The following is a 13,620-nucleotide window of genomic DNA, read 5'->3' as shown; positions in this document are numbered from 1 at the left end:
GATGAAAAGTAGGCTATTAAACTGTTCATGTTGTTTAAATTACGGCATTTAAAGTTTGCTGGGGGAATATATTGTCCATTATGGTTTTATGTGCTAAGGTAGTTTTAATTGCACTACACATTGGAAAAAAATTTTAGGTAAGGTATGGCGTGCTTGTTTATTCATATGTTTGGGTTGATGGCATCATATTTGGTATAATTAAAGATAAGTGCAGTCTTTTTTTGAACATGTCTTCGTCAAGGAAAGCAGCTATAATAACAAATATTGGGGAGATAGATTATGATTGATATAAAAAAAGAAGTCATTGGTTTTGAAAGTGAGCTGATTGCGCTAAGAAGAGATTTTCATGAAAATCCTGAGCTCGGTTTTAAGGAGTTTAGAACATCAAAGATAATATATGATTATCTGAAAAAATTAAATATGGAAGTAAAAAATATATCTAGAACGGGTGTTGTTGGGATTTTAAATGGAAAGAGGGGCTCAGGCAAAACAATCTTAATGCGTGCCAGCATGGACGCTTTGCCTATGCAGGAAAAAACAGGTCTATCATTCTCTTCGGTGTCTGCCGGAGTAATGCATGCTTCTGGTCATGATGGAGACATGGCAGTGCTGTTGGTGATAGCCAAGGTTCTTGCTAGACACCGTGATGATTTTAAAGGAAATATAAAGTTTGTTTTTCAGCCCAATGAGGAAGAAGCGGGAATGCTTTCTATGATTGATGATGGAATTTTAGAAAACCCTATGGTTGATGCAGCTTTCGCATTAAGACATTGGGGGGCCATTGAGTCTGGCAGATTAGGTTTGACTGCAGGTGCTGTTTTAGGAACCACAGAAGAATTTGAAATCACGGTTTATGGAAAATCGGGTAACACTTCTGCACCCAATACAGGGAAGGATGCAATTATGTGTGCTGCAAAAATCATTGATGCCCTTCAATTTCTGGAAACCAGAGAATATAACCCTATGCATCCCATGGTAATTATGATTGGACAAATTTCAGGAGGCACAGCTAGAACAATTATTTCTGACGAAGTCAAAATGGGGGGGACAATCAGATTCTTATTTCCTGATGAGAAGGAAAGCAAAGATAAGGTGATGTCTGCATTTAAAAGGGTGATAAGAGGTATTTGTGATACTTACTCAATGGAATACAAAGTTGAGTTTATTCCCAGTAACCCCTCTTTGATGAATGATAAAAATCTTGTTTATCTTATGAAAAGCGCTGCAGTAACCACTTTTGGAACAGAGTATAACATTGACAATTTTACGGGATTAATGGGCGAGGATTTTGCAGAAGTAAGCCATAGAGTACCATCGGTTATGACGTTCCTTGGGGTACAAAATCGGGAAAAAGGGAACATATATCCCCAAGGGCATCCACAGTTTAGTATTGATGAGGAAATTATGAAATTTAGTGCGGAATTGCATATTAGAGCCGCAATAAAATATTTGAATGAATGAGACGGATTTCTTAGGGAAAGAACTTATAATCCAATTTCGTATTTCAATTATCCTTGAGATGGAATCTTACGCAATCTCAAAAAGGCCGCTATGATTTATAAAGAATCATAGCGGCTTTTCATTTTATAGAAGAGTTGGGGATTATTTTGATAGGAGAAGATACTGTGGTTAATGATTCTGAGCATAGACATTGGTGTATTCAAGTAACTTAGTCTGGCACTTCGGGTATAACTTTTGGATTATGAATTGGCAAAGATGTTTTAATTCCATAAAATTCAGGCTGGAATTTATGGAATTTTTTTACCTATACCCAAAATGAATCGATAGCTTTTCGCATGATTTTTTCAGCAAGGGTAAAACATCATCAATCTTTTTCTGAACCATTCGCTCTGATGGCCCGCTGATACTAATGCCTGCTACGATTTTTCCGCTATAATCATATACAGGAACGGCAACACAAATTAAACCTGCATAAAATTCTTCATTATCAATGGAATAACCATTTTGAGCAATTTTTGCAAGTTCGGGGATCATTTTTTCTGCGGTGGTGATGGTGTTATTAGTATAATTTGTAATATCAGAATGAATGAAATAATCCTTTACTTCCTGCACGGATAAGGATGATAAAAATAGTTTTCCGATGGCAGTACAGTATAAGGGTTCGTTACCGCCGATATTAACATTTGCTCTGATTTTGATGTTTGGTTCTGCTTTGTACAGAATAACAACGCTGTTATTATTCATAATTCCAAAGTTGATTGTTTCCGAACATTCGTTGCAGAGCTCCTCCAGTAAAGGATAAAAATTCGTGTTATTTAAGGAGTGCTGAAAGGGAACAGAGCTTCCAATATCATAAATACCCCATCCTAGCTTGTAGGATGCGTTGGCGTATGTCTTTTCTACGAAGTTATAGGCCAAAAGGGTATCCAAAAGTCTATGAACTGTACTTTTGCCCATATTTAAGTACTCGCTTAATTCTGCAATGCTCACACCATCAGCAGAGGCATTATTTTTAATATATATCAATACATCAAGCGCTTTGCCTAGGGTCTGAACGGGATATTTAGGCTTGTAGCGTGAATTTTCTAAAAAATTAGTCATTTATTCGTCACCTCGAAATTTATATGTTGGATTCATTATAGATGAAGTTGTAACGTTTGTAAACATAAACCAGAGGGTGACAATATGTAGAATACTATTTTTATAATTAGAATAAAACTTATACGATAATGAGGTGGGTTAATTAGACCAGAGCGCTGTTATGTAAAATCCAAAGTATATGAAAAAAAGGATTTTTGTTATATACAAGCAAAATCCTTTTTTTAATTAAGTAATTCAAAGTTCGTAAACAAGCTTCCCTAAAATAAAAATTAAAATAATCATGTAAAATTTTTGATTGAGATATTGACGATTAGAACGACATTCTGTATAATGAGTTTAAGTAGTTCTAAATAAACAAACAACGTTCTAAATATTAGAACAATCCGTGTCGATTTTCAATTAGGAAAGTGAGGGTTAGAAATGAACAAAGTAACGGTGAATGAAGAAATTTGTAAGGAATGCGAATATTGCATTACATTCTGTCCCAAGAAAACTATTTTAAGAAAAAAGGATAAGTTAAACAAAAAAGGTTACTATCCTGCAGTGGCGGAAAATTTAGAGGATTGCATTGCATGTGGAATTTGTGCAACCGTTTGTCCCGAAGCAGCAATTACAATTGAAAAAGACATATAAAAGGAGGATTATAATGGCAGATAAAGTGTTTATGCAAGGGAACGAAGCCTTTGCAGAATCAGCAATTAGATCTGGATGTTTGTATTTTTTCGGATATCCAATTACACCGTCCAGTGAAATGCCTGAATATTATGCGAAAAAAGCACCTACGGAAGGATTGGTGTTTGTTCAAGCTGAAACAGAAGTTTCCGCTTTTAACATGATTGCAGGTGTCGCGGCAACAGGCAAAAGAGTAATGACAGCAACCTCTGGTCCCGGATTTAGCCTTGGCTGTGAAGCAATGAGCTTTATGGCAGCTGCTGGCTTGCCAGCAGTAATTGTAGATGTAATGAGACCGGGCCCCGCTGATGGCGATATACTTGCAGCCCAAGGAGATTACTTTCAGCTTGTAAAGGGCGGGGGACATGGTGACTATTATACCATCGTTCTTGCACCTTATTCCGTTCAGGAGATGGCTGATTTCGGTAGATTATCTTTTGAACTTGCAGAAAAATACAGGAATCCCGTGGTGGTTGCAAGTGATGGTATGCTTTCCAAAATGATGGAAAACGTAGAACTACCCGAAAAAATTGAAGTTAAAAATGATTTTCATTGGGCAATCACAGGAGCAAAGGGAAGAAAACATAATGTTATTACTACCTGTGCCTTAGGGCCTGAGCAGTGGGAAAGATTTAACTTAGATTTGCAAGATAAATTCCATGCTATCCAAGAAAATGAACAGAGATGGGAAGAGTACGAGACAGAGGATGCAGATATTATTATTGTAGCATACGGTTCTGTTGCCCGAATTGCACTAACTGCAATTCACATTGCAAGAGAGAATGGCATAAAGGTTGGTATGATCAGACCCATTACGCTGTGGCCTTTCCCCAAAAAGGCATTTGATCAATATCCTGACAAAGAATATCTTGTAGTTGAACTTAGTGCAGGGCAGATGATTGAGGATGTTAAGCTTAATGTGAACAATAAAGACAAGGTTAATTTTTTTGGCAGACTTGGTGGTATTACACCTACGCCTCAGGAACTATATGAGAAAATCAAGGAATTGTACATAAAATAATTTGGAGGTGATGGGATGAAAACAGTATATGAAAGACCGAAAGTTCTTACAGATGAATATATGAAATATTGCGGGGGCTGTGGTCACGGAATTATCAATAAGCTTATTGCTGAAATAATAGAAGAAGAAAATTTATCCGAAAAAGCCATTATGATTTGGCCCATCGGTTGTTCAGTTTATGCAGACAGATATTTTAATGTAGACTCTATTTGTGCATTGCATGGCAGAGCTCCTGCAACAGGTACAGGAATCAAGCGAGCATTGGAGGATAACTTGGTTGTTGTTTATCAGGGCGATGGAGATATGGTTTCCGAAGGTATGGCGGAAATAATGCACGCAGGCATTAGAGGCGAAAAGTTTACAGTAATTTTCGTCAATAATGCAATTTACGGCATGACAGGCGGTCAAATGGCACCTACAACATTGATGGAACAAAAAACCAGCACTTCTCCATTTGGCAGAAGTGCCGATAACACCGGATATCCTGTAAACATGGCTGAAATTATCGGTAATTTGAATGGTTGCTACTATAGTGAAAGGGTTGCGGTGAATTCCCCAGGGAATATTAAAAAGACAAAAGAAGCCATCAGAAAAGCTTTTCAATATCAGTTGGAGGATAATGGTTTAAGTTTTGTTGAGATAATTTCTCCCTGCCCCACAGGGTGGGGTGTGAAACCTGTAAAAGCGTTGGAGTGGATTGGCGAAAGCGTATTAAATCAATATCCACTGGGAGTTTTCAGAGCGCCAAAGGAGGGTGAATAATGAAAAGCGAAATGATTTTTTCCGGAATTGGCGGTCAAGGAACAATTTTAATGGGAAAACTTATATGTACAGCAGCAGCTGCCAAAGGATTAAACGTTACCCTTGCTCCGGCTTATGGTCAGGAAAAAAGAGGTGGTAGAGCAAGCTGTCAGGTTGTTCTTTCTCAGGAAATCGGCTCGCCTGTTATTTCTGAGGCTGATACAATTCTTGTTATGGATGAAGAATCTTTTAAAGACTATGAACACAAAGTCAAAGCTGGTGGGACACTAATTATTAATAGCTCTATGATTGGCCTTGCATCAAAAAGAATAGACATTAACGTGGTTGAGATACCATTTACTGAAATTGCAACAAAGATTGGTAGCGCAAAATCCTCTAATATGGTGGCGTTAGGTGCGGTTATTAAAACTCTTGATGTAGTTAATCTTGATGAAGTTCGAAAAGTATTGAAAAAGAAAATGAAGCCTCAGTTGGTTGAAGTGAATATTCAAGCGCTGGAGGCAGGCTATTTCTTTACAAAGGAATAACTTTAGAAAGGAGAAGATTCTTTGAAAAACGAAATGGTTTATACCGATAAGGCCACAAAACCTACAGCTTGGTATTCACAGGCCGTCAAGCACGGAAACTTGGTGTTTCTTGCTGGCGCTTGTGGTGATGATCCAGTAACCGGCGAAATTGTCGGTAATGGTGATATTAAAATAGAGGCAAAAGCGGCTCTTGAGAATATCAAACATACAATTGAAGCCGCAGGTGGCACCCTTGAAAATATTGTTAAAATGCAGGTTTATGTAAAAGATTTAAGTATGCTTGCTGAGTTTAATGAAATTTACAAAGTATACTTCCCTATAAATCCTCCGGCAAGAATTGCTATGGCAGTGAAAGACTTTATGGGCGGAGCACATCTTGAAATAGATGGCATTGCTATTTTAGACTAATTGCATAGGATAATATATGGGAACAATGGACAAGATTTGGCTGTATGTGCCAAGCCAATATTTCCTTAATCGTAAATACAATTCATCTGGCGCCCGTTACGTGGTAGTTTCATTGCGGTTCCACGGCTGATTTGAATGAAATATCCTAATTCAAATTTTGAAATTTACTTAGACAATCAATCAGGGGAATAGGGGTTAAACAAACGAGAAAAAAATCTGGGGTTAGCAACTTCAAAATATGGCTAGACCCTGGGTCTGAATAATACCTATTCCTGGTAACTGAAGTTCTTCCCAATTATGAAACCTTCAAGCTGTCGCAAGCAATGATTATTGCTCAGTTTGGAGGTTTTATTGCTATAAAAATAAGAAGTTTTCGAAGGAAGCGTGTTTCCTTAGATGTATTGGATATAAAGGTATCAAGCTTCATTTGAAGGTAAGAATCGATACTTTGTCCAAGGTTTTGGAGAAATACATAAATGTAAGTAATTGCTTTGAGTTGAAAGCTCCTTGTGGAAAGGGATAAAATGAATATTTTTAAGAAAGCTATGACATCAAAGCCTCCGGCGTTGTGCAGACAAAACGAACGAAAAGCGTTTCAGACTTTTCATGCCATTTATCAGCTGTTATTTGTTCTTTTTTTGTGCTGTTGCGAATTACAGAATCCATTAAACCCTATTGGGTGTTACGTATTATTGTTGAGGTGCTGAGAAATACTGATTTTAAACTTGCACCTTTTTCGTTCTTTTGATAGAATGGCATAGAATAGAGTTTCTTCTATGATCATAAGGAGGTAATCAAACAAGTGGACTTTGATTTATCAAAATGTATTGGCTTTGTAACTACGTCGGCAATTAAGACAGTCACCGAGGATTTCAATAAACGCATGATAAAATATGGATCAACCAGAATACAATGGATTGCTCTATATTTTTTGATAAATACGGAAAAAGAAATGAGCCAGAAGGATTTGGCCGCGCTGATGAATATTCAGGATCCCTCTCTAGCAAGACTGATAGATAGAATGGAAAGAGATGGTTTGATTCGAAGAATTGAAAACCAAAAAGACAAACGAATGAAAATTTTAGAGCTTACGGAAGCCGGACGGCTTAAGGCTCAGACGCTAATGCACTATGGGCAAGAATTTAGTGATTTACTGTTAGAAAATATTTCAGATGAGGAAGTAGAAATTTTCCATAATGTTTTAAATAAAATGCTAAATAATATAGAGAAAAATCAATAGAATAATAAATATGAAAAATGGCCTTGTAAAAGGTCATTTTTTATTATGCAAAAATAGAATAATCGCTGTCTGTTATTGAAAAGGTTTTTGTTTTAGATTGACAAGTAATAAATGAGTTGCTATACTAATAGTAAACATACTAAAAGTAAGTATGCTAATTAATTTGGAAAAGTTTAAAGGAGGAATTGTGATGGCAAATGTAAGAGAAATATTGAACAACTTTGTTGGAGGGCTCGGAAGCCTTGGTGAAACAAATGGTGAAATGGTGAATGCTTTTATGGGGCTGCTTGGGGCTGCCTACGAACCCAAGGCGTTAGACGTGAAGACCAAAGAATTGATGAGTGTAGGAATTGCTTGCTATACTAGATGCGAATATTGCATTGTTTACCATACCTATAAAGCTTTTGAAGCCGGTGCAACAAAGGAAGAAATCTTAGAATCCGCTATGGTTGCTGTTGCTTTTGGTGGTGGTCCATCCATGGCATACTCCGTTACTTTGCTAAAAGAGAGCATTGCAGAATTTGAAAACGAATTTAAATAAATATAAACAGGGAGCGTTTTTTTAAATAAACCGCTCCTTTTTTTCAAGGAGGGATACCGATGCAAATCATACTGAATAAATTATCAGGTGATGATAAAAGTGCAAAAGTGGGGAAAATTTTGATGAAAGTTGGTCAAAAAATACAAGTGGGTGATGGTTTATTTAATACGGAATCCAAGAAAGGCAATTTTCTAGTAAAGTCTGAATACGAAGGAACCATACAAAACATATTGATTGAAGAAGGCCAATTGGTTAAAGTCGGAGAAACGGTGGCGGAAATAGATGGTGAAAAAGTCAATAAAGCACCTGAGCAGACAAAGAAAGGCTACAGTTTTGGGCTTGCAAAGCCTAGGAAAGAAGATATTACCTGTGATGTTGTTGTAATTGGCGGTGGCCCTGGAGGCTATGTTGCGGCAATCAGAGCAGCACAATTAGGGGGTAACGTGGTACTGATTGAAAAAAATAAAATTGGTGGTACCTGCTTGAACTCTGGTTGTATTCCCACAAAAAGCTTTGTAAAAAGCGCACATCTTTATGATGAAATGCATAGAAGCACTGAATTTGGCATAAAAGCCCAAGAGATGGCTATTGATATGGGGCGGATTGTAAGCAGAAAGAACGAAGTGATTTCAAGCTTATCCACCGGGATTCATTCTCTTTTGGACTACTGGAAAATACGTTTTATAGAAGGAGAGGCAACGGTAACAAAAGACTTGATTTTTGTGAAAAATAATAGAATCGAAGCCTCTATCCAGGCGAAGAACATGATTATTGCCACAGGTTCATCTCCATCAAGACTAAATATCCCCGGAGCAGATTTACCAGTGGTATTTACGAACGAAGAAATTCTAAGTCTTAATAAGGTTCCTGAGTCGCTTACCATTGTGGGGGGCGGTGTAATTGGAATGGAGTTTGCGTTTATCTTTAACTCTTTTGGAAGTAAGGTAACAGTTATAGAGTTCCTTGATGATATTTTGGCGAATTTTGATGGAGATATCATTGAGGTGATAACAGAAGAATGCAAACAGAGAGGGATAAAACTATACACGAAAGCAAAAGTTGAGGAAATATCCTTAGCGGAAGATGGGCAAGCAATCACTGGTTTCTCTCAAGGAGAAAAACACTTTGTTGTTGGAGAAACCGTTCTTATGTCAGTTGGCAGAAGGCCGAATTTAACCGCCATCAATCTTGGGGAGCTGGGGGTTGCCTTAAATGCAAAACAAAATGGAATTGAAGTGAATGAACATATGCTTACCTCGAAGGAGGGAATCTATGCAATTGGTGATATCACCAATAAAATGCAACTGGCTCACGTTGCCAGCCACCAGGGTATTATTGCTGCTGAAAATTGTATGGGGAAAGCAAGCTTCATGGATTATTCTGCCATTCCAAGTGCCGTTTTTTTATCTCCGGAGATTGGCATGGTTGGTCTTTCAGAAAAGGAAGCAAAACGTCAGGGCATTTCATATCAAACAAGTAAGTTTCCTTTTATTGCAAATGGAAAGGCATTAAGCCAGGGAGAACAAAAAGGATTTGTAAAAATACTTTATCACCAAGAAGACCATAGAATTTTGGGAGCAGCGGTAATTGGGCCGGGAGCAACGGATCTCGTTTCGAATTTCACCTATTATATTCAAAATAAGACGGACTATCGAACCCTCAGCCACCTTGTTTTTGCCCATCCAACTACGGCAGAATCTGTGCATGAGGCCATATTAGGTATTACTGGGGAGGCTATTCATTTTGTATAAGGTTTATCTTTCACAAAGCAATAATCCATATTTCAATCTTGCTTTTGAAGAATATCTTGTCCATAATGCTGGCGAACATGAAAAGATTCTCTTTTTATGGCAAAATGAGAATACAGTTGTAATAGGACGGAATCAGAACCCTTGGAAGGAATGTAATTTACAGGAATTGAACGATCAGCGAGGAAAACTTGTTAGACGGTTGTCAGGCGGCGGAGCCGTCTATCATGATCTGGGGAATTTAAATTACACATTTATTTCATCTTTTTCCGAGAAAAAAGTAGAGGAGAATATTGATTTTATTATCAGCGCTTTGGCAGCCAATGGAATTGATGCTGTTTTCAGCGGGAAAAATGACATTCTGGTGCAGGAATACAAGGTATCGGGAAATGCATTTTTTGTAGAAAACAATATTCTTTGCCACCATGGGACTTTGCTGATTGATTCTAATTTAGAAAAATTAAGCCGCTTTCTAACAGTCTCTGAGCAAAAATTGCGCTCCAAAGGGATAGATTCTGTAAAGGCCAGAGTGAAAAATCTTAAGGAGCTAAAACGCACGATTACAGCTGAAACCCTTATAGATTCCTTGACCAGTGAATTTTTAACCGACAGCAAGGCTTCTGATATAGAGTGTGTTAATGACGATTTCAAGGGACATAATTTTGCAGATGGGGAGACTTTTCAGGAGAGAATAAAGAGGTTTGAGAGCTGGGATTGGAATTTTGGTTCCTCTCCTGAGTTCAATCTTCATGTTTCGGAGCGGTTTTCCTGGGGCGAGATAGATTTATATCTTCTTGTGAAGGATGGTTATATTGTTGAAGCTGAGATTGCCACCGACGCTTTAGATGTTGATTTACCTCAAAAAATAAAAAGCGCCATAAAAAACAAAAAATTTGATTACGATGAGATTATCCCGTTGATTGTATCCGTTCAACAGGGTAAAGAACAACTGTTTTAAAATTGGTAAGTATGTTATGGATAGATTCCTATTTGTTCTGTAAAAGCAGTTTAAATGCAGACATAATTTTAGTGTAAAAAATGAGTCTTATGAGTGTTAAGACTCATTTTTTCTTTTACATTGTATCATGGACACTGTCGCTTACTGAAAATCATTATATTGTTAAACAAAAGCAATTCTGTGGGGAGATTGCTTTTATTTTGTTTGTCTATATTGGGAACATATTACTATGTATCTGAGTTTTGTTATTTTAAGATTTGATTATATTGTCATTCATCTGGCGAAACACAATGCGGGAGACTATACATAATCCGAGACAGACTGTAAATGCACCGAAATAAATGTAAGCTACCTGAGTTGAAAAGTATTGAAACAACACACCATAGACTGCCTGCCCGATGGGATTTCCGCTCATGACCAGACACAAGAGCAAAGCCATAACTTTGCCAGTAAGGTTAGAAGGTGTAATCTTCTGAACATAGGTAATCATTTCTACGCTTAATAGTGTTGAAATAGCCATCATAATAAAACAGAAACAGACAATAAGGAAATATGCGGGTACTGACCCTATTGGCAGTCTCAGAGCTAGGCCCATAGGGAGTAGGGTAGCCGTACAAAAGAAAAGCAGCGTTGATCCTTGGCTGACTTTTAATCTATGTCCAATGACGCCTGAGAGAAGCCCCCCTAATAGCCCGCCAGCAGCTAGTGCGCCCTCTGCATATCCATAAAGTCGGTTTCCTGTGGCTTGATCAAACCCTAGATGACTGGTGACGACAATGGGTAATCCTACAATAACCAGTGCAGAAAAGATTAAATTAATTGTGGCAAGCAACAGGCACACCTGCCCAATCTCTGGGCGGTCTTGGCGAATGAATTGCCAGCTTTCTTTTAGGTCAGAAGTTACCAGAGAGAGTACACTCCCTTCAAAATTACGCTTTTCAAATGGTATGTGAATGAAAATTTCCATAACTGCAGATAGAAAAAAGCAGACAATGCTGAGATATAATATTGGCTTAATACCAAAAAAACCAAAGATTATTCCCCCAAGCACTGGCCCTATCACTCCTGCCAGAGAATTTACCATGTTAATAACAGCGTTTCCCGCCATCAACTTGTCGGGTGGTACTAGCAATGGCAGTGACGATTGTACCGTGGGCTGATAAGCTCCCTGAACGCCATAGAGAATCATCAACACGGCAATGAGCAGGGGAACAAGGGGCAAGCTGTTGACGCTTATTACATAAAAAAGCATCAAAAATGCGGTGAAAAAATCTAAACAAACCATTACGTTTCGTTTGTTTACTCGGTCAGCTAGGATACCGCCTACCGGCGAGAGTAGCAGCATGGGTAGAAATGACACTGCCATTACCATACCGTAGAGTGCTGCTGATTGGGTTTTGTTGAGCAAATAAAGGGGTAGTGCATAGCGCAGGACGTTGTTTCCGAATAAAGAAATAATCTGCCCCACTACTACCATTAAAAAATCTTTTTGAAACAGTTTTGATGTCATATAATCTCCTCCTAATTAGATACCGACCGTCGGTATGTATATGGGTAAAAATAAATGCCCTCGTTGGGCAGTTATTTATTCCCGCTTTTGATTTGCCAGGTTGCAGTAATGTCGGTAGGATTTCAGCATTTGCTCATCGATCAACTCTATTCCCATGTTCTTCAATAACAAATTGAAAAAGTGCACTCGTTTTTCCATGCTATCCGCGTCTGTGTTAATCACCAACGGATTGAGCCAAAGGTTAGTCAGCATAATGATGACCTCCGAAAGCTCCTTTGGATACGCAGTCTGGATGGAACCATCCGCTATGCCTTGCTCCATGACAGGCTGCACATAGTGGGGGACAACATCTGAAAAAATTTCACGCATCTGCATGGCTAGCAGTTTTGGATTTTCAAGCATATTGGGTGCCACTGTAAAAACGATTTCACGATCTGAATTTGATAGAGACTGACAGAACATTTTTTTCAGCTTTTCATAGCCGGTAAGGGAACAATCATCTCGGATGGCTTTTAATTCACAAATGACTTGTTCATTATAGCGGTCGCCCACTGCGTTGAATATCTCTTCCTTGGACTTATAGTGGTGGTAAACGGCCCCTTTGGAAAGGCCACCAAGGCCATCAATAATGTCCTGAATGGAAGTGCTATCATAACCCTTTTCCAGAAACAGCCGCTGTGCCACGTCCAGTATCAACCGTATGGTCTCCTCAGGATATTTATTACGTGCCATAGTACACCTCTTTCTCTATACATACCATTGGTATGTATAGAGTGTAGAACGATAGTTTAGCTTTGTCAAGAATTTTTTTAGAATGAAAAGCAAATCATTTTATTTTATAAACTTTTTTGGATAGAAAGCCAGCGATATTGTGTGGTCAAACATCAATGGGGTCTATTCCTTTTTTAGGGCATTTACTTGATAAGAACCATGGTTATATATAGAAAAAAACAGACTCCTGTTGTTGGGAGTCTGTTTGCATTCTGGATTAAAATTTAAGGATATAGCTTATCAACTTCGCCATTCATAATATGGTGTAGAAATCTCTGTATCTTATCATAAGGCCAGTTCCACCAGCCGATTTCCAGCAATTTCTCTATGGTATCGTCATGGTAACGCTTTTTTATTTCTTTTGCAGGAATACCGCCAACCACCGTATATGGAGGGACGTCCTTTGTAACTACGGCTCTTGTGCCGATAATGGCACCATCACCAATATGAACGCCAGACAATATTACCGCTTCGTAACCGATCCAAACATCATTGCCGATAACAATATCACCTTTATTGTCCCATGCAGAGGCAACGTGTTTTTTGTCTAAATCCCAATCTTCAAAAAAGATGGGAAATGGATAGGTCGAAAGGGATTTTTGTGTGTGATTGGCACTGGTAAAAAGGAACTTTGCGCCACAGGCAATAGAACAGAATTTGCCGATAATCAACTTGTCTTGGTTAATTGAATAATGATAAAGCACATTGTTCTGCTGAAACTTTACGGGGTCGGAAACAAAGTCATTGTACATGGTATAATCACCAACAATAATGTTTGGGTTTGTGATTACATTTTTTAAATATACTGTTTCAGTATCGTGTGTTCTTGGATATATTTTATCTGGAATAGTCATAAAAACCTCCTAAGTTTTATTTTTTAGTGCACTATTCCAGTAACTG

The 13,620-nt window shown here is 38.1% G+C and carries 14 protein-coding genes; 10 read left to right on the top strand and 4 right to left on the bottom strand.

What is annotated here, in order from left to right; translation table 11 throughout:
* The first annotated feature begins 279 nt into the window (after nucleotides 1-279).
* Entirely contained in the window at nucleotides 280-1,461 is a 1,182-nt protein-coding gene (locus tag RTK36_RS07700; RefSeq protein ID WP_312045895.1) for a M20 metallopeptidase family protein, read from the top strand.
* Between the two features lie 300 nt (nucleotides 1,462-1,761).
* Here the strand turns inward: RTK36_RS07700 and RTK36_RS07695 are convergent, their stop codons facing one another.
* Complete coding sequence (locus tag RTK36_RS07695) at nucleotides 1,762-2,562, bottom strand: IclR family transcriptional regulator (protein ID WP_312045893.1); 801 nt, start codon at nucleotides 2,560-2,562, stop codon at nucleotides 1,762-1,764.
* A 420-nt stretch (nucleotides 2,563-2,982) separates the two neighbouring features.
* Here RTK36_RS07695 and RTK36_RS07690 point away from each other — a divergent pair, with 420 nt between their 5' ends.
* The 9 genes from RTK36_RS07690 (at nucleotide 2,983) to RTK36_RS07650 (ending at nucleotide 10,439) form a co-directional block, all read left to right on the top strand.
* Nucleotides 2,983-3,195 (top strand): 4Fe-4S binding protein, encoded by a 213-nt coding sequence (locus RTK36_RS07690; protein ID WP_312045890.1) that lies wholly within the window; start codon nucleotides 2,983-2,985, stop codon nucleotides 3,193-3,195.
* Between the two features lie 13 nt (nucleotides 3,196-3,208).
* Nucleotides 3,209-4,255, top strand: a complete 1,047-nt coding sequence (vorB, locus tag RTK36_RS07685) for a 3-methyl-2-oxobutanoate dehydrogenase subunit VorB (RefSeq protein WP_312045888.1) — start codon at nucleotides 3,209-3,211, stop codon at nucleotides 4,253-4,255.
* 15 nt (nucleotides 4,256-4,270) lie between these two features.
* Nucleotides 4,271-5,017, top strand: a complete 747-nt coding sequence (locus RTK36_RS07680) for a thiamine pyrophosphate-dependent enzyme (protein WP_312045886.1) — start codon at nucleotides 4,271-4,273, stop codon at nucleotides 5,015-5,017.
* Nucleotides 5,017-5,544 (top strand): 2-oxoacid:acceptor oxidoreductase family protein, encoded by a 528-nt coding sequence (locus RTK36_RS07675; protein WP_312045884.1) that lies wholly within the window; start codon nucleotides 5,017-5,019, stop codon nucleotides 5,542-5,544. The genes RTK36_RS07680 and RTK36_RS07675 overlap by 1 nt, the downstream gene beginning before the upstream one ends.
* A gap of 21 nt (nucleotides 5,545-5,565) precedes the next feature.
* Complete coding sequence (locus RTK36_RS07670) at nucleotides 5,566-5,952, top strand: RidA family protein (RefSeq protein WP_312045882.1); 387 nt, start codon at nucleotides 5,566-5,568, stop codon at nucleotides 5,950-5,952.
* Nucleotides 5,953-6,754: 802 nt separating this feature from the next.
* Nucleotides 6,755-7,192 (top strand): MarR family winged helix-turn-helix transcriptional regulator, encoded by a 438-nt coding sequence (locus RTK36_RS07665; protein WP_312045880.1) that lies wholly within the window; start codon nucleotides 6,755-6,757, stop codon nucleotides 7,190-7,192.
* 190 nt (nucleotides 7,193-7,382) lie between these two features.
* Nucleotides 7,383-7,733 carry a carboxymuconolactone decarboxylase family protein gene (locus RTK36_RS07660; protein ID WP_331654988.1) on the top strand — a complete coding sequence of 117 codons (351 nt, stop codon included), beginning with the start codon at nucleotides 7,383-7,385 and terminating at the stop codon, nucleotides 7,731-7,733.
* A gap of 59 nt (nucleotides 7,734-7,792) precedes the next feature.
* Nucleotides 7,793-9,484 carry a dihydrolipoyl dehydrogenase gene (gene lpdA, locus RTK36_RS07655; protein ID WP_312045877.1) on the top strand — a complete coding sequence of 564 codons (1,692 nt, stop codon included), beginning with the start codon at nucleotides 7,793-7,795 and terminating at the stop codon, nucleotides 9,482-9,484.
* Nucleotides 9,477-10,439 (top strand): lipoate--protein ligase, encoded by a 963-nt coding sequence (locus RTK36_RS07650; protein WP_312045875.1) that lies wholly within the window; start codon nucleotides 9,477-9,479, stop codon nucleotides 10,437-10,439. Before lpdA ends, RTK36_RS07650 begins: the two co-directional genes overlap by 8 nt.
* 250 nt (nucleotides 10,440-10,689) lie before the next feature.
* Here RTK36_RS07650 and RTK36_RS07645 read toward each other — a convergent pair whose 3' ends face one another.
* The 3 genes from RTK36_RS07645 to RTK36_RS07635 form a co-directional block, all read right to left on the bottom strand.
* A complete protein-coding gene (locus RTK36_RS07645) occupies nucleotides 10,690-11,949 on the bottom strand; it encodes an MFS transporter (protein WP_312045873.1) in 1,260 nt (419 codons plus the stop codon).
* A gap of 75 nt (nucleotides 11,950-12,024) precedes the next feature.
* Complete coding sequence (locus RTK36_RS07640) at nucleotides 12,025-12,681, bottom strand: TetR/AcrR family transcriptional regulator (protein WP_312045871.1); 657 nt, start codon at nucleotides 12,679-12,681, stop codon at nucleotides 12,025-12,027.
* Between the two features lie 263 nt (nucleotides 12,682-12,944).
* The gene (locus RTK36_RS07635; protein ID WP_312045869.1) at nucleotides 12,945-13,574 is read right to left on the bottom strand and encodes a CatB-related O-acetyltransferase; all 630 of its coding nucleotides are present in this window, start codon (nucleotides 13,572-13,574) and stop codon (nucleotides 12,945-12,947) included.
* Nucleotides 13,575-13,620 lie beyond the last annotated feature (46 nt).

Origin of the sequence: Anaerotignum sp. (assembly GCF_031981185.1) — a bacterium.
GTDB lineage: Bacteria > Bacillota > Clostridia > Lachnospirales > Anaerotignaceae > Chakrabartyella.
The sequence above is the reverse complement of the archived record's forward strand: the minus strand, read 5'-3'. Positions and strand labels throughout refer to the sequence as shown.

Coding starts and splice junctions, on each gene's coding strand:
- RTK36_RS07700 (WP_312045895.1), top strand. CDS start 280: ATGATTGATATAAAAAAAGAAGTCATTGGTTTTGAAAGTGAGCTGATT.
- RTK36_RS07695 (WP_312045893.1), bottom strand. CDS start 2,562: ATGACTAATTTTTTAGAAAATTCACGCTACAAGCCTAAATATCCCGTT.
- RTK36_RS07690 (WP_312045890.1), top strand. CDS start 2,983: ATGAACAAAGTAACGGTGAATGAAGAAATTTGTAAGGAATGCGAATAT.
- vorB (WP_312045888.1), top strand. CDS start 3,209: ATGGCAGATAAAGTGTTTATGCAAGGGAACGAAGCCTTTGCAGAATCA.
- RTK36_RS07680 (WP_312045886.1), top strand. CDS start 4,271: ATGAAAACAGTATATGAAAGACCGAAAGTTCTTACAGATGAATATATG.
- RTK36_RS07675 (WP_312045884.1), top strand. CDS start 5,017: ATGAAAAGCGAAATGATTTTTTCCGGAATTGGCGGTCAAGGAACAATT.
- RTK36_RS07660 (WP_331654988.1), top strand. CDS start 7,383: ATGGCAAATGTAAGAGAAATATTGAACAACTTTGTTGGAGGGCTCGGA.
- lpdA (WP_312045877.1), top strand. CDS start 7,793: ATGCAAATCATACTGAATAAATTATCAGGTGATGATAAAAGTGCAAAA.
- RTK36_RS07645 (WP_312045873.1), bottom strand. CDS start 11,949: ATGACATCAAAACTGTTTCAAAAAGATTTTTTAATGGTAGTAGTGGGG.
- RTK36_RS07640 (WP_312045871.1), bottom strand. CDS start 12,681: ATGGCACGTAATAAATATCCTGAGGAGACCATACGGTTGATACTGGAC.
- RTK36_RS07635 (WP_312045869.1), bottom strand. CDS start 13,574: ATGACTATTCCAGATAAAATATATCCAAGAACACACGATACTGAAACA.